Raw genomic sequence first — 17,027 nt, forward strand, 5'->3', positions numbered from 1 at the left:
TAGTTGGAGTATGGAAACAAAAACGAATGCTCCCGCGGTCTCGGTTGCTTCAGTTGCCAAATCGTTCAAATCCGTGCAGGCACTAAAAGGCGTGTCGTTCGAGATTGAGCGTGGCGACATAGTTGCGATTCTTGGACCCAACGGGGCTGGCAAAACAACACTGATAGACACTGTTCTTGGACTTGCCAAGCCGGATAGCGGAAGTACTAGCCTTTTTGGCCTTACCGCAAGCGAAGCTATCGCGAAATCCCTGGTGGGGGTCGTTATGCAAACGGGTGGTCTTTTACCAAACGTTTCTGTGCGCGACACGATTAGTGAGGTTGCGGCAGCGTTCCCGAAGCACATTCCGGTAGCGCAGGTGCTGGAAGAGGCTAACCTTGCCGATATTGCTAACCGGAAGGTGGGGAAATGCTCCGGTGGTGAAATGCAGCGCATCCGCTTTGCGTTGGCCCTATTGGGCGCGCCCGACCTCCTAATCCTTGATGAACCGACGGCTGGCATGGATCCTCGTGCTCGCCGCGACTTCTGGACCACCATGGAGTCACAGGCTAAGCGCGGACGCACAATCATCTTCGCTACGCACTACCTCGAAGAAGCGGAACATTTTGCTAAGCGCGTCGTCTTTATGAATGAGGGCGAGGTTGTAGCTGACGGAACCGTTGATGAGGTGCGCGGTATGGTTGCCGGCACCACGGTGGAAGCCCATATTGATGGGGCGATGACTTTGGAGCAGGTGCAGGCATGGCCAGAGGTGCTCAGTGCTCACCTGGAGGGACAGAAGGTGTGTATTTCAACGGGTCTTTCTGACACCGTTGCACGGCGCTTGCTAGATGCTGGGGCAACGAATCTTCGCATCAGTTCAGCTTCGCTTGAAGACACGTTCTTTGAGCTGACGGGAAGGAGTGGAAAATGAGCGCAAGCTTAGTAACGTCGCGTCCAGGCGCGTACGTGTTTTACAACGTAAAGAGACTACTTTCAGATTGGTCCCTATTGGCATTTGGCATTGGTTTGCCTGTTGTTCTCTACCTGGTTTTTGGCGCTACTTTAGCAGACATGGACGCTCAGCTGGAGCATGGAAACCTCGCGGCTTACGTGATGATCTCAATGGCTGTTTACGGCGGGATAACCGGTGCGGTTGGGCAGATTGGTAGCGCGGTGGTGGAATCGAACACCGGATGGTCACGCCAGCTCGCCCTCACTCCACTTACTCGAGGGAAGAGGATAGCCGGGCTTATCGTGCCCGCCTTGGTGAGTATCGTGCTTCCCGTTGCCGCCGTATTCCTCACGGGGTTCTTGACGGGATCTGAAATGAGCACAAAGGCGTGGGCTACTAGCTTCTTGTTTGCATGCCTGTCGTCTATTCCATTCACGTTCTATGGCTCGGCCGTGGCATACGCATTTCGTTCTCCAACAGCTGTTTCGATTGCGGCTACTGCTTTAGTTCCGTTAGCGTTTTTTGGCAATATGTTCGCCCCGATATCGCCCACGATGTTGAAGATAGGTATGTTCACCCCCATGTACGGTCCAGCTGCGCTGTCACGTTATTGGCTAACCGATGGAGAGCAGATGATTTCTCAAGATCCTTGGGTTATACAGCATGATCTGTGGATAGGGGTAGTTAACATATTGGTGTGGGCGGCCGTGTTCGCCTTGGCAACGGCGCTGCTTCGCAGCAGGACGTTGGAGAGGCAATGAAAATGAAGAACGCAGCGAAGTTTAGTTGGACTGACAGTGCTTATGCTTCTGTCTGGCTAATCTTCTTAGGAATCTCAATCGTCTCACTGGCCACGGATGACATGCCTAATCCGCAACGCACATTTGGATTCGTATTCCTCATTATGTTTGCGCTGATGTATCCCGTCGCTAACGGGTATTTGGGTAGCTGGCCTCAGGGTTCAGTTGGCAAACGTGTGGCTTTTTGGTGGGCGGTGCTCTGCATTCCCATAATCGGGTTCAGTATTTTTGTGAGCCCTCTGTTCAGCTACGTGTTTTTCCCCTACATGTTCGCAATCACGGTGTTCACACTCCGTGGACCAGTGCGGCTTTGGGTGGCAGGAATATTGGTGGCGGCGTGCACCGTTCTTGCGTTACTTTTTGCGCCAAGTAAAACGGTTTTGATGGTATGGCTCGGCCACGCACTACTGTCGCCAATCCTGATGCTTCCAATCGCGCTTGTATCGGAAAAAGTTGAGCGTCAAGATGCCCTCGCAGCCGAGGTTGCGATAGCGCATGAACGTGAAGAAATAGCAGCCGACTTGCATGATTTGCTGGGGCAAACCCTCACGCTCCTTTCCCTGAAGGCAGATGTGGCGGCGAAGGTAGCTGAACGTCAGCCGGAGAACACCGCAGTAGTAAAAGAGAGCCTGGATGAGATCGCGGGCCTGTCAAGAGTTGCCCTCGCAGAAGTGCGCGCCGCAGTAACCCGCACTCGAATGCCCGACTTTGCGGGTGAGATGCAAGCTGCAAGAAGGGCTTTGCAAACTGCAGGCATCACAGTCCAGTCTCCGGCTCCAGAAGAGTCAGCTCGTATCGCCGGCGTGAACTCCTACCTGTTCGGGTGGGTGCTTCGTGAAGCCGTAACTAACGTGGTGCGTCACTCGGGCGCATCTTCTTGCATCATCAACGTCACGCCTACATCCATAACCGTTAGTGATAATGGGCGTGGATTTCAGCAAGTCGGCGCAGGTGGATCCGGTCTTTCCAGTATGAAGCGTAGAGTCGAAGAGGCTGGGGGAAGCGTCGCTATCACGGGTGATGAGGGTACAACGGTTGAAGTTCGCATGGCGGGGAGGAACTAGCGATGGAAGCAATCCGTGTCGTAATCGCAGACGATCAGCATCTCGTGCGCGGAGCACTTGCCGCTCTGCTGGCTCTCGAAGCTGACATTGAGGTTGTGGCGGACGTTGCAACGGGTAATGAGGCACTTGATATCGCGCGCCGCAAGGAAGCGGACGTGCTTTTGTTGGACATTGAAATGGGGGAGGAATCCTTAACTGGCCTTGAAGTTGCCGAGAAAGTATCGCAGCTTCACCTGCCTGCGCGCGTCCTTATAGTTACCACGTTCGGTCGGCCCGGATACTTACAGCGAGCCCTTGAAGCTGGGGCCCTCGGATTTATCGTCAAAGACACCCCATCGTCGCAGCTCGCTGAAGCGGTGCGGCGCGTCCATCGCGGTCTGCGCGTGATCGACCCCGCGCTCGCGGAAGAGTCCTTGTTTACGCCGCGTTCTCCGCTATCGGAGCGGGAGGCAGACGTGTTACGAGCGGCCCTTCCGGGTGGGTCGATCAAACATGTAGCCGAGGCGTTGGGCTTAAGCCAAGGAACGGTGCGAAACCACATTTCCTCGGCTATAGCAAAGGTTGGGGCAGACAACCGTTACGAGGCGTCGAGGATAGCTCGGGATCGCGGCTGGCTGTAGCTCCACTTCCCACCACGCATCCTGTTTGGGCTGAGAGATTTTCCTCTCAGCCCATTTTCGCGCCCATGGTACTCCTCCTGGTTCCGAAGATTGACGCAAAACACAAAAAATCCCTCCACCTCGCTCCACGGCTGATTTTTGGCTATTTAGCAAGCTTTATTTATGTTCAACATTTGGAAATCGCGCTTATATTGTTCCAATGGGGTTGGAAGTGGGGTAAAGTGGTGATAACCGAATAGGTGTGGTTAGCGATGGGGAGGTGAAACGTGTTCCTAGGTACGTATGAGCCAAAGCTGGATCCGAAGGGGCGCGTGATCTTGCCCGCGAAGTTTCGTGAACAGCTTTTGGAAGGCTTGGTGCTAACGCGAGGTCAAGACAGGTGCCTGTACGCGTTTCCAAAGTCCGAGTTTGAAGGCATGTTCGACCAGCTACGGCAGGCTCCGCTGAGCTCAAAGCAGGCACGCGATTACGTTCGCGTGATGCTCTCGGGCGCTTCAGACGAGTTGCCGGACAAGCAGGGCCGAATCACGATTCCGCAAAACCTTCGCACCTATGCGGGTCTTACTCGCGATCTAGCTGTCATAGGAGCTGGCGCGCGGGTGGAGATTTGGGACGCCGAGCAGTGGGCAATGTACCTCGAGAATCAAGAAGAGGTCTTCTCGTCTACTGCCGACGAAATTATTCCGGGAATGTTCTAGTTCATCCTGGTCTCCAACCGAGAATCCGAAGTCACTTCCCCGGCGGCGGACGCGGTGGGAGTCCTGGCTGAACTAGTTGGTAATGAGAGGGGGCATCGTGGAGCTTACGCCTGAAGCAATCAGTGAGCTACACGATCCCGTTCTCGTATCCGACGTTCTTGAATTGCTGGAACCAGTTTTAGCCGATGGTGGCGTGCTGGTAGACGGAACGCTCGGCATGGGCGGTCATACCGAGGCGATTCTCAAGGCCTTCCCAAATGCTTCGGTTATCGGTATTGACCGAGACCCGCGTGCCGTTGAGTTGGCCAGTGCGCGCCTTGCACAGTTCGGAACTCGGTTTACTCCCTTCCTCGCTACTTATGATCAGATTGAAAGTGTCATTGCGCAGGCTGGTATACCAGCAGTTGATGCGGTGTTCATGGATCTGGGTGTCTCGTCCCTTCAGCTCGATGACGACGAACGAGGCTTCTCATATTCGCGCCGGGCACCCCTCGATATGCGCATGGATCAAACCACCGGAGTGAGTGCTGCGGATTTGCTCGCGTCGGCAAGTGAGTCTGAGCTTGCGCGAATCCTGCGAGTTTATGGTGAAGAAAGATTTGCCGGCCGGATCGCGCGACGCATTGTTTTGACACGCGAGGAGCAGCCGCTTACGGATTCGGTGCAACTAGCTGATCTGGTTCGTGAAACGATTCCGGCTGCAACGCGGCGCTCGGGCGGGCACCCCGCGAAACGGACGTTCCAGGCCCTTCGAATAGCTGTAAACGACGAGCTTACGATTTTAGAACGGGCGTTGCCCGCCGCGCTGTCGACTTTACGCGTTGGGGGCCGCCTGGCGGTTGAATCTTATCAATCTCTCGAAGACCGGATCGTTAAACACATATTCAAAGAAGGCTCCACACCTGCGCAGTTGCCTAAGGGATTACCGATCCTACCTGGCGAAGAACCGCAAGCTCCCTTGAAACTTCTTACGAAGAAGGCGATTCAAGCGTCAGAGGCTGAAATCACGGTGAATCCGCGGGCTAAATCAGTGCGCTTACGCGCAGTCCAACTCAACACCCCCTACAACAAGCAAGATAAAAGGAGCTCCCAATGACGTCGAGCGCTCTAAGAACGCGGCCGGCTCAGCCAAGGCGCGAGCATTCACGTCCCCCTCTTCGCGTTATCTCGTCCGAGGCGGGTCCACGAGCTGCCTTCCCCGTGATTGCTATCGTTGCGTTGGTGTTGATCGCGGTACTTGCCGTGAACCTGTTTATCACCACTCAAATGGCGCAAACCGCGTACGAGATTCGTGACTCGCGTGCGGAGCTTGTTCGGCTGACTGAAGAGACACAAGCGCTGCGTCAGAAGTTGCAGGTGGCCTCATCTCCAGCAGCGTTGCAGAAGGCGGCGGACGCGCAGGGCATGGTCCCTGCAGGTCAGGCGGGTTTCATTAAACTTAGTGAAGGTAGTGTAGAGGGCGGGTTCGCAGCCGTTCGTTAGTTAGGAGGCCAGGTGAGTAAATCGCAGGCCGGCTCGCAAACGGCGACACGTGTATTTTTTGGTATTGCTATCTTCTTTTTCGTTGCGATCACATTTCAGCTGATTAATGTGCAGATAATTCAGGGCGCTGATCTGGCTGAGCAGGGCAGGTCGGTGCGTATGCATGCGGCAACGATTGATCCGCGGCGCGGCGACATTGTAGATGCTAACGGAAGCACATTTGCAACAACAGTGGAGACCTACCACATTGCGGTAAACCAGGTGAATATAGCAAATACCAAGGTGTGGGATATTGATGAAGAGGGTAACCGAACCCAAATTGGGGCGGGCCCGGTTTTTGTCGCGCAAAAGCTCGCTCCGGTTCTGCAAATGGATGAGGCCGAGGTGGGAGGCCAGCTGATTGGCAACTCCACGTATCACTATCTGAAGAAAGACGTTGACGTTGAAACCTGGCGGAAGGTGCGGGCACTTCAGATTTACGGCATTGAGTGGGAACCTTCCTACAAGCGCGTGTATCCGAACGACGCGGTCGCGGCCTCGATCATTGGAACTATTGATGCTGAAGGAAAGGGCTCTTCGGGTCTTGAACTTACGCAGGACGCGAAGCTAACGGGTGAGCCCGGCCGTATGGTCCAAGAGTATGGTCCCTATGGCGAGGTTATTCCGGGTGGCAAAACGATTTCGGAACCAGCTGTTCAGGGCGCAACCGTGCACACCACCCTGCGTCTGGATCTGCAGCACTCCACTGAAGAGATTGTAAACAAGGCCGTGGAGACATATTCGGCGCAGTGGGGAAGCGCCATTGTTCAAGAGATATCCACTGGCAAGATCTTGGCCATGGCCGAATCGGGTAACAAACCAATTACCAACCAGCCACAACCGGTTAAGAGCGTGCAATACTCGGTGGAGCCCGGCTCTATCGGCAAAGTTTTGACATTTGCCACTGCCCTCGACGAGGCAAAGATTACGCCCGTTACACCGGTGCTGTCACAGTACAAATACACAACGCCAGACGGGCAAGAGTTTCAGGATTCACACGAGCATCCCGATTACACGCTCACCGCAACGGGTGTCCTCGCAGAATCTTCTAACACGGCTACCGTGCGGGTCGGATCGATGGTGACCGACGATGAGCGCTATAAGCTTATGAAAGCAATGCACCTTGGCGAGACGATTGATATCGGCCTGCCGGGTGAGGCTCCGGGTATCTTGGTAGAGCCATCGCAGTGGGATGGGCGTCAGCGTTACACCACTATGTTTGGGCAGGGTTATGCGGTGACCCAGCTACAGCAGGTTGGAATGATGGCGGCCTTCGCTAATGGAGGCGTGTATCAGCCGGCTCGCCTGATTGAAGGGTGGACCAGTCCAGACGGCACCTATGAGGCCGCTCCGCAACGCGAACCGCAACGCGCACTTGACGCGGATACCGCAAAGACGGTTTTGACTATGCTCGAATCAACTACGGCCGACGAAGATGGCACGGGCTACACGTTTAACATTGAGGGTTATCGGATTGCCGCCAAGACGGGTACCGGCGAGGTTTTCGAAAATGGTTTGACGATTGGCACTGCCACGACGGTTGCAGGGGTTGTTCCCGCCGATAAGCCAGTTCTTGCGGTTTCGGTGATCCTGTACCTACCCAAGTACGGCATTCTGGCTGCACAGTCCGCGGGCCCATTGTTCAAATCTATCGTTACAGAGTCGGTGCAAAATCTGGGTATTCCAGGCTCGTCTGAAGAGGCTGTGCTTTACCCGATGAAGCCTTAGGACTGCTATGAGTGAACTAAAAGATCTCCGTCCTAGCTCGGTAAGAGGAATAAGCGCACAGCATCTTGCGAATGCACTGGGGGCTACAATCCGTCGTGCGGATTCAGATCCGCTAATTACTGGAGTAACGCTTGATTCTACGGATGTGCAGACCGGGGACCTATTCGTTGCGATCCCCGGTTTCAAACGTCACGGCGCCCAGTTCGCCCCTAAAGCTATTGAGGGTGGTGCTGTCGCGGTTGTAACAGACGCCGCAGGGGTTTCTATGCTCGAGGACGCGGAGGGTTTCGCACTACTGGAGGTAGCGGATCCGCGGGCATTCGCCGGGTTGGCGGCAGCTCTTGTTTACGACAATCCCAGTGAGTCCATGAGCGTTATTGGGATTACCGGAACGAATGGCAAGACCACAACTGCACACTTCGTGCATCATGTGCTTTCGGCACTGTCGGGACCCACGTTGTTGATAGGGACTGTGGGGGTGCGCCTCGGCGACGTACACGTTTCCTCTGTGCGCACGTCTTTAGAAGCACCCGTTTTGCATCGTGTTTTAGCCTGGGCGTTGGAGCAGGGTGCGAAGAACGTGGTCATGGAGGTGTCTAGCCACGCCATGAGTCTGCATCGCGTTGCGGGGATGAAGTTTGACGTTTGCGCATTCTTGAATCTGCAGCGCGATCATTTGGATTTCCACAAAACGATGGAGAGCTATTTCGAGGCAAAAGCCAGCCTGTTTGACGGTTCTCTTTCGAAGCGAGCAGTGGTTTGTGTAGATGACGGGTGGGGCCAACGGTTGGCGCAAATGGTGCGTATCCCCACAGTGACGGTTTCAACCAATTTCGAGGCTGATTTGTACGTGATTTCGCACTCGCTTAACCAGGTGGATGCGGGAACGGATGTGATGATTCGCGCCGGTGACGCTAATGTACGTATGCATTGCCCACTGCCGGGAATGATTAACGTGCAAAATGAGCTGACGGCCCTCGCTATCATGGTCAGTTTAGGTTTTGAGACCGCCAGAGTGTGCGAGGAACTTGCCCGCACCCCGGGGGTTCCCGGGCGCATGGAGGTGGTGGCAGAACGCTCCTCGTCCACGCCACTCGTGATTGTGGACTTCGCGCACACAACCGATGCTATTGCGAGCGCGTGTGCGGCTCTAGATCCGGTAACGCCGGGAGACCTGTGGATTCTCTTTGGCGCAACGGGTGAGCGAGACCGCGGTAAGCGTCCGGAAATGGGCGCGGTGGCACTGGCCTCAGCTGATTTTGTGGTGCTTACTGATGACGACATCTACGGAGAAGATCCGGCGCAGATTCGCGCTGAGGTTGCCGCCGGGTTTGTAGGCGCAACAGGTCGGGCCCGTGCTGCGTGGGAAAGTGATGACCGCAAGAGTGCGATTTACGAGGCCGTGCTGGCAGCAAGCCCGGATGACACGGTGCTGATCGCGGGCCGCGGACATGAGACGATCCAGATGATTGGTGAAAAACCCCACGTATTGGACGATCGGGTGGAGGCGCGAGCCGCTCTTTCGAAGCGTTCTTCACGCACTTCGTCGCTGGGAGCGGGCGAGCCGGCAACAACCGCGTTGCCAAAGTTACGGATGATCAGCAAAACGTGGGAAGATTTTCAGTAATACTGATACAAGGACGTGTCGCGGCGTTTAGATGGAGAGGCGAATGAGGTACTCAGCAGACGAGATTGCGAAAGTCGTCGACGGTCGACTGGTTGGTGATAACACGGTCGTTTCCGGTGGCGTGTACACGGATTCGCGTGAGGTGACCCCGGAATCGTTGTACATTGCGCGTGTAGGTGAGCATGCCGATGGTCATGATTACCTTGAGTCGGCGGTTGAACGTGGCGCTGTTGCGGCGATTGTGACGCGAGAGGACGCGGGGCCGCAGAATCTGACCAAGATCGTGGTGAAAGATGCAACGAAGGCGCTGGGGTTGCTGGCGCAGGCCCATCTGAAGAAGCTTCGCGACGCGGGCGATATCGATGTGGTAGGGATAACCGGCTCTGTAGGTAAGACCACCACGAAGGATCTAACGGCGGGAATTTTGCGTGCGTTCGCACCCACTGTTGCACCGGTTTCTTCGTTTAATAACGAGGTTGGCATGCCGCTGACAGTTCTTCGAGCGGATGAGAACACGCGTTATTTGGTATTGGAGATGGGGGCTTCCGGGCCGGGCCATTTGCTCTACCTTTCAAAGATCGCCCCTCCGGATATCGCGGTTGAGCTTGCGGTGGGCAAGGCGCACCTGGGTGGTTTCGGCTCGGTTCCGGCATTGGCACACGCCAAGGCGGAGCTTGTTGAGGGTCTAGCCAAGGGCGGCACAGCAATTTTGAATCGCGATGATCCAAATGTTCGCGATATGCAGTCGTTGGCCAAGGGCGCGGTCTTGTTCTTTTCTGCTGCAGGTAAGTCTGACGCGGAAGTGCGCGCCGTTAACGTAAAGCTCGATGACTCGTCTTGCGCTACCTTCGATCTTGAGGCGGGAGACGTTCTGAAGAAGGTAAAGCTTGGCCTTGTGGGCCGTCATCAGGTGTCCAACGCGCTCGCGGCCATCAGCGTTTGCCTGACTCTTGGTTTGGATCCGCAAAAGATCGTCGAGACGCTAAATTCGCTACGCGCGCAGAGCCCGCACCGTATGAGTGTCACGCACACACGCGGCATTACGATAATCGACGATTCGTATAATGCGAATCCGGATTCTATGAAGGCGGGCCTGGAGGTGCTTGGAAAGCTGGGGGAAAATGGGGCGCGCCGCATCGCTGTGCTTGGCGTGATGCTTGAGCTGGGGAAGAGTTCAACGTCCCTGCACCGGGAGGTAGGGCGCCTGGCTGATGAGGCCCGCGTGGATGTGCTGATCACGGTTGGTGAGGGTGCGCAACCAATTGGCGAGCCTCTTGTTGGAAAGGCCGACATTTATCACTTTGAGAGTGCGGAAGAGGCGGGAGCTAAGTTGCGCGATTTGGTTCAAGCGGGAGACTTCGTATTCTTGAAGGGATCGAATGGTTCGGGGGTCTGGAAAATCGCCGACGAGTTTTTAGCGTAGTTAGGACCGGAGGGCTTAAACGTGGTAGCCATTGTCGTTGCGACGGCCGTATCATTGGTCATCGCGCTGTTCGGCACCAAAGCTTTTATTAAGCTGCTGATTCGTAAAGAGTACGGGCAGTTCATCCGTCAGGACGGGCCAACCCAGCACTTTACGAAGCGCGGCACGCCAACTATGGGCGGTGTCGTGATAATTGCTGCTTCGTTGATTGGCTGGCTGGTAGGGCATATTTCGATTGGGCGGTTGCCGGACCTATCTTCTAGCCTGCTCATGTTTCTGTTTGTTGGACTCGGCGTCGTTGGCTTTTTGGATGATTTCATCAAGATTAAGAGACACCGTTCACTTGGTTTGAATCCGGCGGCAAAGATCCTGGGACAATTGGCCGTCGGCACGGTTTTTGCCGGATTGGCGTTGAGCTTCCCCGATGCGAGAGGCAACACTCCCGCCTCGATGAAGATTTCGGTCGTGCGCGATCTGGATTGGGCAAACTTAGCTTTCGCCGGCACGGCGTTAGGCGTGATCCTGTTTATTTTGTGGGCGAACTTCCTCGTGGCCGCTTGGTCTAATGCGGTGAACTTAACGGATGGTCTCGATGGCCTGGCAACGGGCTCATCGATGTTTGTTTTTGGCGCGTACACCGTGATCGCGATATGGCAGTACTACCAATCCTGTGCGATAACGGTTGCGAACGCCGCCTTGTGTTATGAGGTAAGGGATTCCCTGGGGCTCGCGGTAGCGTCCGCGGCGATAGTGGGCGCGGCGTTTGGATTCCTCTGGTGGAATGCGGCCCCGGCACAGATTTTTATGGGTGACACCGGCTCGCTCGCCCTGGGGGGTGCGTTTGCAGGAATGTCGATTCTTACCCAAACGGAGTTCCTAGCGATCATCATTGGCGGACTATTCATGATTATCGTGATGTCTGATGTGATCCAGATTGGCGTATTCAAGATGACGGGCAAGCGTGTGTTCCGAATGGCACCGTTGCACCACCATTTTGAGCTGTTGGGTTGGAAAGAAATCACGATCGTGATTCGTTTCTGGATTATTGCAGGCTTGTTTGCCGTAATTGGCCTGTCGCTGTTCTACGCGGAATGGGTGGCTGGGCTGTGAGCTGGCTTGAATCTAAAGTCGCGGTTATCGGCCTGGGAGCTACGGGCCGCGCGGTTATGGATGCGTTGGGCCAGCTTGGGGTGCGAGCCGTTGGCTTCGATTTGAAGGCGCCCGAGGGGTTTGCATCTTTTGAATCGGGAAGCCAGCAGTTCGTTATTGGTGGCGAGGCCGAGCAGGCTAATGCGCTTGCAGATGACTTCGGTTTGGTGGTGGTATCGCCCGGAGTTGCCCCGCATTCGCCCGTGTTTCAAGCGGCGCGAAGTCTGAACTTGCCGGTGTGGAGCGAGGTCGAGCTCGCCTGGCAGATTCAGCGCCACCTCGGTAAAGACATCGCTTGGCTGACCGTAACTGGCACTAACGGCAAGACCACCACGGTTGGCCTTTTGGGTGCGATTTTGGAGGCGGCTTCCGAACGCGTGCGCGTGGTTGGCAACGTCGGTATGCCGATTGTCAGCGTTGTGATGAACGAGGACGTGGACGTACTAGCTGTTGAGCTTTCTAGCTTCCAGTTGTATTCCACTCACTCGGTGGAGCCGGTAGCATCTGTCTGTCTGAATGTGGATGCCGATCATTTGGATTGGCATGGAACGGTTGAGGAGTACGCGAAGGCTAAGGCACGAGTGTACGAGAACACGCGCGTGGCATGTGTGTATGACGCGGCAGATTTGGCTGTCGAGAATATGGTGATGCAAGCCGATGTGATCGAGGGGGCGCGAGCTATTGGCTACGTGCTTGACGTTCCAGCGGTGTCCCAGGTGGGCCTTGCCCAAGATGGGAATGAGGTGCTCATCGTAGACCGTGCTTTTGTGGCAAACCGGCATACGCAGGCAGCGGCCCTTGCCACGCTCGCCGACGTGGCTCACTTTGCAGGCCCGTCCCCATCTGCCGCGATCATCAAAGACACTTTGGCCGCAATTGCGCTTGCTCGAGCCTACGGAGCGTATTCCAAGAAAGACATTGATTCTAGTGCTGTAGTTGCGGGCCTGCGTGCATTCCATCCGGCTGGGCACCGTCGTCAGGTGATTGGCGAGGTTGCCGACATGATTTGGATTGACGATTCGAAGGCTACTAATGCGCATGCGGCTGCCGCGTCTCTGTCAGGTTTCGCCCCGGGAACAGTTATTTGGATCGCCGGCGGTGACGCCAAGGGCCAAGACTTCCACTCCCTCGTAAAGACTGTTGCGCCGGCGTTGCGGGGTGTGGTGGTGATCGGCGCTGATCCTACGCCAATCACCAGCGCGCTTGCCGACGCTGCCCCGCAAATCCCGCACGTGGTTGTGGATGGGCATGAAGATTGGATGTATTCCGTGGTCAATGAGGCCGTGGCTCTGTCACGGCCTGGAGACACGGTTGTATTGGCTCCCGCCGCCGCATCCTGGGACCAGTTCAATAGCTACGCTGAACGCGGTGACGTGTTCCGTGAGGCCGTTGCACGTCTGGACGAAGCGTGGCAAAACCCGCAGGAGCTACCCGGTGATTGAAAAGCTGAAGACCCGTGCAAGGCGTATCCCGAAGCTCCAATTTGGAACGGGAAGCCGTGCTGAGCCTTCTCCCGTCACCACGTATTACCTGATTTTGGTGCCGGTCATCTGCCTGATCGCGATCGGTTTCGTGATGGTGTTCTCTGCCTCAACAGTGCGGGTGATATCGCAGGGAGAGAATCCATACACTGCCTACCTTCGCAACCTGCTAATCATGGCGTTTGGGGTAATCGCCCTTGTCGTGGCTATGAGGCTACCAAATCGGTTTTGGTACCGCGTTGCTCCCTGGGTGTTTATAGGGACCCTAATACTGCAGTTCTTAGTTATCACCTCTTGGGGCGTCGAATCCGGTGGTAATACCAACTGGATCATGATCCCCGGCGTATCGTTCTTAATCCAGCCATCGGAGGCATTAAAGGTAGGAATGGCGCTGTTTATAGGCTGGGTAATTATCAGGCTGAATCTGGATCGAACTAACTTTACGCACATCGCGGTAAATGTGGGTTTGCCCCTCGCGGTTGGCCTGGGTGGAATCATGGCGGGTCACGACCTCGGTACGGCGCTAGTTGTGGTGGCACTGGCTGCAGGAGCTCTAGCGGCTGCACGCGTGCCCGGTAAGTGGTTTGGTATTGCCGCACTTGCTTTTATCCCGGTTGCCGCATTTGCGGTGTTTCAAAACCAGTCACGTTTGCAGCGCGTCATTTCCGTAATACCGGGCTTTAGGAAGCCTCCTAATCCCGCTGCACCCGAACAGATTGACCACGCGTTGTGGGCCTTAGGATCGGGCGGTCTAACCGGTGTGGGGCCGGGTGCATCCAAAGAGAAATGGAACTATCTGGCCGAAGCCCACACGGACTTCATTTTTGCGATTTTAGGTGAAGAACTCGGTCTGATCGGTACGGTGTTTGTGGTTGTCACGTTTGCAGTGCTGATCTATGGCCTCACGCGTCTGTCGCTGTACCACTCCGATGATTTTTCGCGCATTGTGTCGGGCGGTGTAACCATGTGGATCGGGGCGCAGGCAATCATTAACATGGGTGCAGTGGTGGCGGTTTTGCCCGTGATTGGTGTTCCGCTACCCCTGATTTCAACGGGTGGTTCCGCGTTTGTGGCCACCTGTGGTGGCCTGGGAATAGTATTGAGCTTTGCTCGAAAAGATTCGGGTATGGAAAAGGCGTTTGGTTTGCGTACTCTATTTCGCAGGCATTCAAAAAAGTAGGTGTTGAGATGACGTCGGTTAACGCGGGTGCAAGAGTCCTTCTAGCGGGAGGTGGATCCGCGGGGCACGTGAATCCCTTGTTGTCTGTGGCTTCGGTTTTGCGTGATCGCGATATCGAAGTGCAGGCCTTAGGAACGGCTTCGGGCCTCGAAAAGGATCTAGTGCCTGAAGCTGGCATTACACTTCACACCATTAAGAAGGTTGCGGCGCCGCGTCGCCCAAACAAGGCGGCTTTGACATTTGCGCCGGACTTAGCAAAAACGGTGCGCGACGTTGAGCGTTTAATAAAGAGCGGGGGAGTCGAGGCCGTAGTTGGTTTTGGCGGTTACGTTTCAGCGCCTGCATATTTGGCGGCTCGAGCGCAAGGAATCCCCGTGGTGATCCACGAGCAAAACGCTCGCGCGGGGTTAGCAAATAAGCTGGGCGCTCGTTTTGCGGCGGCACTTGCTCTGACTTTTTCGCAAACTAGTTTGAAAGCTCGCAGGGGGATAACGGATGTTACGGGACTACCCTTGCGTCCAGCTATTAGACAGCTTGCTGAGGACCGGGCTAGTCAAGAAGGCAGGGCAAAAAGGCGCGAGCAGGCAGCCGCGCAGCTGGGACTCAATCCGAGTAAACCAACCGTGCTGATTACGGGAGGCTCACTTGGAGCCGTGCATTTGAACCAGGTGATGGTGCAGGCAGCCTCGGCATTTGGGGCAGATCACCAGGTTTTGCATTTGACGGGCAAAGGAAAATCGGAAGGGATTGCCGAGGAGGTCGCGGCTAGCGGTTTTGCGGGCGCTTGGATTGTGCGCGAATACGCGATGGATATGCAGACGTATTTCGCGGCCTCGGACCTGGTTATCGGCAGGGCGGGTGCAGGCATGGTTGCAGAGCTCACGGCCTTGGGGTTGCCCGCAGTTTACGTTCCGCTTCCGATTGGAAATGGCGAGCAGAAGCTGAACGCGCTCGAGCAGGTGCGCAAGGGCGGGGCAATGCTCTTCGATGATTCTGAGTTTTCAGAAAAGATTGTGCGCTCCTTTGTGGTACCTATTCTGGATTCCCCCCAGCGCCTGGAGGATATGGCGAGGGAGTCTGCAAAGCTCGGTCACGTGGACGCTGCCTACCGCGTTGCCGATTTGGTTGAATCGGTCGTATGCAAGGGGCAGGTCAAATGAGTTTTTATCTGATCGGTATTGGCGGGGCGGGTATGTCCGTGGTTGCGGAGCTGCTTCACGCTAAGGGCGAGTTCGTGAGCGGATCGGATGCGAAGGATTCGAAGAATCTCGATCATTTGCGTTCGCTAGGGATCGAGGTTTTCGTGGGGCACGAGGCTACTCACGTGCCGGCTGACGCCCGCGTCGTAATCTCCACGGCCGTGCGCGAGTCAAATCCTGAGCTGGCGATTGCGCGCCAGCGCGGCCAGGAGGTGCTCCACCGCTCCCAGGCGCTCGCGTTGGCAGCAGAAGGAATGGATTTTGTTGCTGTCGCGGGCGCTCACGGCAAGACGACTTCATCGGGAATGCTCGCTGCGGCGCTGTCTCAGACAGGAATGGACCCATCGTTCGCGGTGGGAGGCGTTGTGACAGGTTTCGACACGGGCGCGCATTTGGGTTCCTCTTCGGTGTTCGTGGCGGAAGCTGATGAATCCGATAAGTCGTTCTTGAACTACAGCCCCAGGGTGGCGTTGGTAACGAACGTGGAACCGGATCATTTGGATAACTACGGTTCACGCAAAGAGTTTGAACAAACTTTCTTGAAGTTTGCGCAAAAGATAGTGCCGGGTGGCCTCCTGATTGTGTGCAGCGATGACGAGGGGGCGGCAAGGCTCGGTAAGGCGTATGAGGAACTGGGCGGGCGCGTATGGTCCTATGGCGGGCTAACTGAAGAGAAGGCTCTGTGGTGCGGGCGAAAACACGCGCTGGTTACCGCGGCACACCTGGAACCTGCACATGCGAGCGCCACGGTTTGCTTCGACGGACAAGAAATACAACTGTCGTTGAACGTGGGCGGCGCGCACAACCTGGAAAACGCTACGGGTGCGCTACTGGTGGGTATTGAGCTGGGCGTTCCGATGGAGCGTATGGCAACGGCATTGCATTCGTTCAAAGGCACGGGGCGACGTTTTGAATTGCGCGGAAAGGCACAGGGGAAAGTCCTAGTGGATGATTACGCGCATCATCCGTCCGAGGTTGCGGCGGCGCTGCGGCAAGCCCGCGTGGAGTCGGGTAGCGGACGTGTGCTGGTACTGTTTCAGCCGCACTTGTATTCTCGCACCAAGACTTTTGCGAACGAGTTTGCTAAGGCTTTCCAACTGGCCGATCAGCTGTACATCGCCGACATTTTTGGGGCGCGCGAAGATCCGGTGGAGGGTGTAACGTCGCAGCTCATCTCTAACCAGGTTCCTGGGGCCCACTACATTCCGGATATGCGTGAGGCAGCGCAAGCGATCGCGAACGAAGCGCGTGAGGGCGATTTAGTTATCACCATGGGAGCCGGTAGCATCACATCGATGGGTGAGTTCATTTTGAACTGTTGGGGCGCCAGTCAGTGAAACGTCCAGGGTTGCCAAACACGCCTCGGTCCGAGGAACGCGCGGGCCGGGGGGTTGATGCTGAGCGCCTTGGAAAATCCAGCTCCTCTACGTCAGAGCCGGTTGAAGGTTCTAATCATAAGTCTTCGGAAGATGCGCCAGAAGAACCAGAGTCCTCATCGCGCCTAAGCCTTACGCATTGGGCCCGGGTGAAAAGGTCGAACCAAGTGCCTTCCAGTGCGCCAGATGACGATAGGTCCAAACCTTCGGCGGGCAAATCTAAACCT

The 17,027-nt window shown here is 55.9% G+C and carries 15 protein-coding genes; all 15 read left to right on the top strand.

The genetic code is table 11. The features are described 5' to 3' along the window. Nucleotides 1-10: 10 nt before the first annotated feature. The 15 genes from BQ7114_RS01450 to murC all read left to right on the top strand — a co-directional run bounded on the left by BQ7114_RS01450 (nucleotide 11) and on the right by murC (nucleotide 16,761). Nucleotides 11-913, top strand: a complete 903-nt coding sequence (locus tag BQ7114_RS01450) for an ABC transporter ATP-binding protein (RefSeq protein WP_072340999.1) — start codon at nucleotides 11-13, stop codon at nucleotides 911-913. Continuing rightward, on the top strand, nucleotides 910-1,695 hold the full coding sequence (locus tag BQ7114_RS01455) for an ABC-2 transporter permease (RefSeq protein WP_072341003.1): 786 nt from the start codon (nucleotides 910-912) through the stop codon (nucleotides 1,693-1,695). Before BQ7114_RS01450 ends, BQ7114_RS01455 begins: the two co-directional genes overlap by 4 nt. Continuing rightward, nucleotides 1,692-2,798, top strand: coding sequence for a sensor histidine kinase (locus BQ7114_RS01460; protein WP_072341006.1), 1,107 nt, complete (start codon nucleotides 1,692-1,694; stop codon nucleotides 2,796-2,798). Before BQ7114_RS01455 ends, BQ7114_RS01460 begins: the two co-directional genes overlap by 4 nt. Before the next feature lie 2 nt (nucleotides 2,799-2,800). After that, nucleotides 2,801-3,418 (top strand): response regulator transcription factor, encoded by a 618-nt coding sequence (locus BQ7114_RS01465; RefSeq protein ID WP_072341009.1) that lies wholly within the window; start codon nucleotides 2,801-2,803, stop codon nucleotides 3,416-3,418. A gap of 266 nt (nucleotides 3,419-3,684) precedes the next feature. Then, complete coding sequence (mraZ, locus tag BQ7114_RS01470) at nucleotides 3,685-4,116, top strand: division/cell wall cluster transcriptional repressor MraZ (protein WP_034510360.1); 432 nt, start codon at nucleotides 3,685-3,687, stop codon at nucleotides 4,114-4,116. A gap of 97 nt (nucleotides 4,117-4,213) precedes the next feature. After that, entirely contained in the window at nucleotides 4,214-5,212 is a 999-nt protein-coding gene (gene rsmH, locus BQ7114_RS01475; RefSeq protein WP_083431687.1) for a 16S rRNA (cytosine(1402)-N(4))-methyltransferase RsmH, read from the top strand. After that, the gene (locus BQ7114_RS01480) at nucleotides 5,209-5,598 is read left to right on the top strand and encodes a cell division protein FtsL (RefSeq protein ID WP_072341015.1); all 390 of its coding nucleotides are present in this window, start codon (nucleotides 5,209-5,211) and stop codon (nucleotides 5,596-5,598) included. The genes rsmH and BQ7114_RS01480 overlap by 4 nt, the downstream gene beginning before the upstream one ends. A gap of 12 nt (nucleotides 5,599-5,610) precedes the next feature. Next, nucleotides 5,611-7,365: a peptidoglycan D,D-transpeptidase FtsI family protein gene (locus BQ7114_RS01485; protein WP_072341018.1), complete on the top strand. Its 1,755-nt coding sequence runs from the start codon at nucleotides 5,611-5,613 to the stop codon at nucleotides 7,363-7,365. 7 nt (nucleotides 7,366-7,372) lie between these two features. Continuing rightward, a complete protein-coding gene (locus tag BQ7114_RS01490; RefSeq protein ID WP_072341021.1) occupies nucleotides 7,373-8,992 on the top strand; it encodes a UDP-N-acetylmuramoyl-L-alanyl-D-glutamate--2,6-diaminopimelate ligase in 1,620 nt (539 codons plus the stop codon). 43 nt (nucleotides 8,993-9,035) lie between these two features. Further along, nucleotides 9,036-10,415, top strand: coding sequence for a UDP-N-acetylmuramoyl-tripeptide--D-alanyl-D-alanine ligase (locus tag BQ7114_RS01495; RefSeq protein ID WP_072341024.1), 1,380 nt, complete (start codon nucleotides 9,036-9,038; stop codon nucleotides 10,413-10,415). A gap of 21 nt (nucleotides 10,416-10,436) precedes the next feature. Further along, nucleotides 10,437-11,525 (top strand): phospho-N-acetylmuramoyl-pentapeptide-transferase, encoded by a 1,089-nt coding sequence (gene mraY, locus BQ7114_RS01500; RefSeq protein ID WP_072341027.1) that lies wholly within the window; start codon nucleotides 10,437-10,439, stop codon nucleotides 11,523-11,525. Further along, on the top strand, nucleotides 11,507-13,006 hold the full coding sequence (gene murD, locus BQ7114_RS01505; RefSeq protein WP_072341030.1) for a UDP-N-acetylmuramoyl-L-alanine--D-glutamate ligase: 1,500 nt from the start codon (nucleotides 11,507-11,509) through the stop codon (nucleotides 13,004-13,006). Before mraY ends, murD begins: the two co-directional genes overlap by 19 nt. Further along, nucleotides 12,999-14,225: an FtsW/RodA/SpoVE family cell cycle protein gene (locus BQ7114_RS01510; RefSeq protein ID WP_072341033.1), complete on the top strand. Its 1,227-nt coding sequence runs from the start codon at nucleotides 12,999-13,001 to the stop codon at nucleotides 14,223-14,225. The genes murD and BQ7114_RS01510 overlap by 8 nt, the downstream gene beginning before the upstream one ends. Before the next feature lie 8 nt (nucleotides 14,226-14,233). After that, on the top strand, nucleotides 14,234-15,385 hold the full coding sequence (gene murG, locus BQ7114_RS01515) for an undecaprenyldiphospho-muramoylpentapeptide beta-N-acetylglucosaminyltransferase (protein ID WP_072341036.1): 1,152 nt from the start codon (nucleotides 14,234-14,236) through the stop codon (nucleotides 15,383-15,385). Further along, on the top strand, nucleotides 15,382-16,761 hold the full coding sequence (murC, locus tag BQ7114_RS01520; RefSeq protein WP_072341040.1) for a UDP-N-acetylmuramate--L-alanine ligase: 1,380 nt from the start codon (nucleotides 15,382-15,384) through the stop codon (nucleotides 16,759-16,761). Before murG ends, murC begins: the two co-directional genes overlap by 4 nt. The last annotated feature ends 266 nt before the right edge of the window (nucleotides 16,762-17,027 follow it).

The sequence above is a fragment of the Actinomyces urinae genome (assembly GCF_900119695.1).
GTDB lineage: Bacteria > Actinomycetota > Actinomycetes > Actinomycetales > Actinomycetaceae > Gleimia > Gleimia urinae.

Coding starts and splice junctions, on each gene's coding strand:
- BQ7114_RS01450 (WP_072340999.1), top strand. CDS start 11: ATGGAAACAAAAACGAATGCTCCCGCGGTCTCGGTTGCTTCAGTTGCC.
- BQ7114_RS01455 (WP_072341003.1), top strand. CDS start 910: ATGAGCGCAAGCTTAGTAACGTCGCGTCCAGGCGCGTACGTGTTTTAC.
- BQ7114_RS01460 (WP_072341006.1), top strand. CDS start 1,692: ATGAAAATGAAGAACGCAGCGAAGTTTAGTTGGACTGACAGTGCTTAT.
- BQ7114_RS01465 (WP_072341009.1), top strand. CDS start 2,801: ATGGAAGCAATCCGTGTCGTAATCGCAGACGATCAGCATCTCGTGCGC.
- BQ7114_RS01480 (WP_072341015.1), top strand. CDS start 5,209: ATGACGTCGAGCGCTCTAAGAACGCGGCCGGCTCAGCCAAGGCGCGAG.
- BQ7114_RS01490 (WP_072341021.1), top strand. CDS start 7,373: ATGAGTGAACTAAAAGATCTCCGTCCTAGCTCGGTAAGAGGAATAAGC.
- BQ7114_RS01495 (WP_072341024.1), top strand. CDS start 9,036: ATGAGGTACTCAGCAGACGAGATTGCGAAAGTCGTCGACGGTCGACTG.
- murD (WP_072341030.1), top strand. CDS start 11,507: ATGGGTGGCTGGGCTGTGAGCTGGCTTGAATCTAAAGTCGCGGTTATC.
- murG (WP_072341036.1), top strand. CDS start 14,234: ATGACGTCGGTTAACGCGGGTGCAAGAGTCCTTCTAGCGGGAGGTGGA.
- murC (WP_072341040.1), top strand. CDS start 15,382: ATGAGTTTTTATCTGATCGGTATTGGCGGGGCGGGTATGTCCGTGGTT.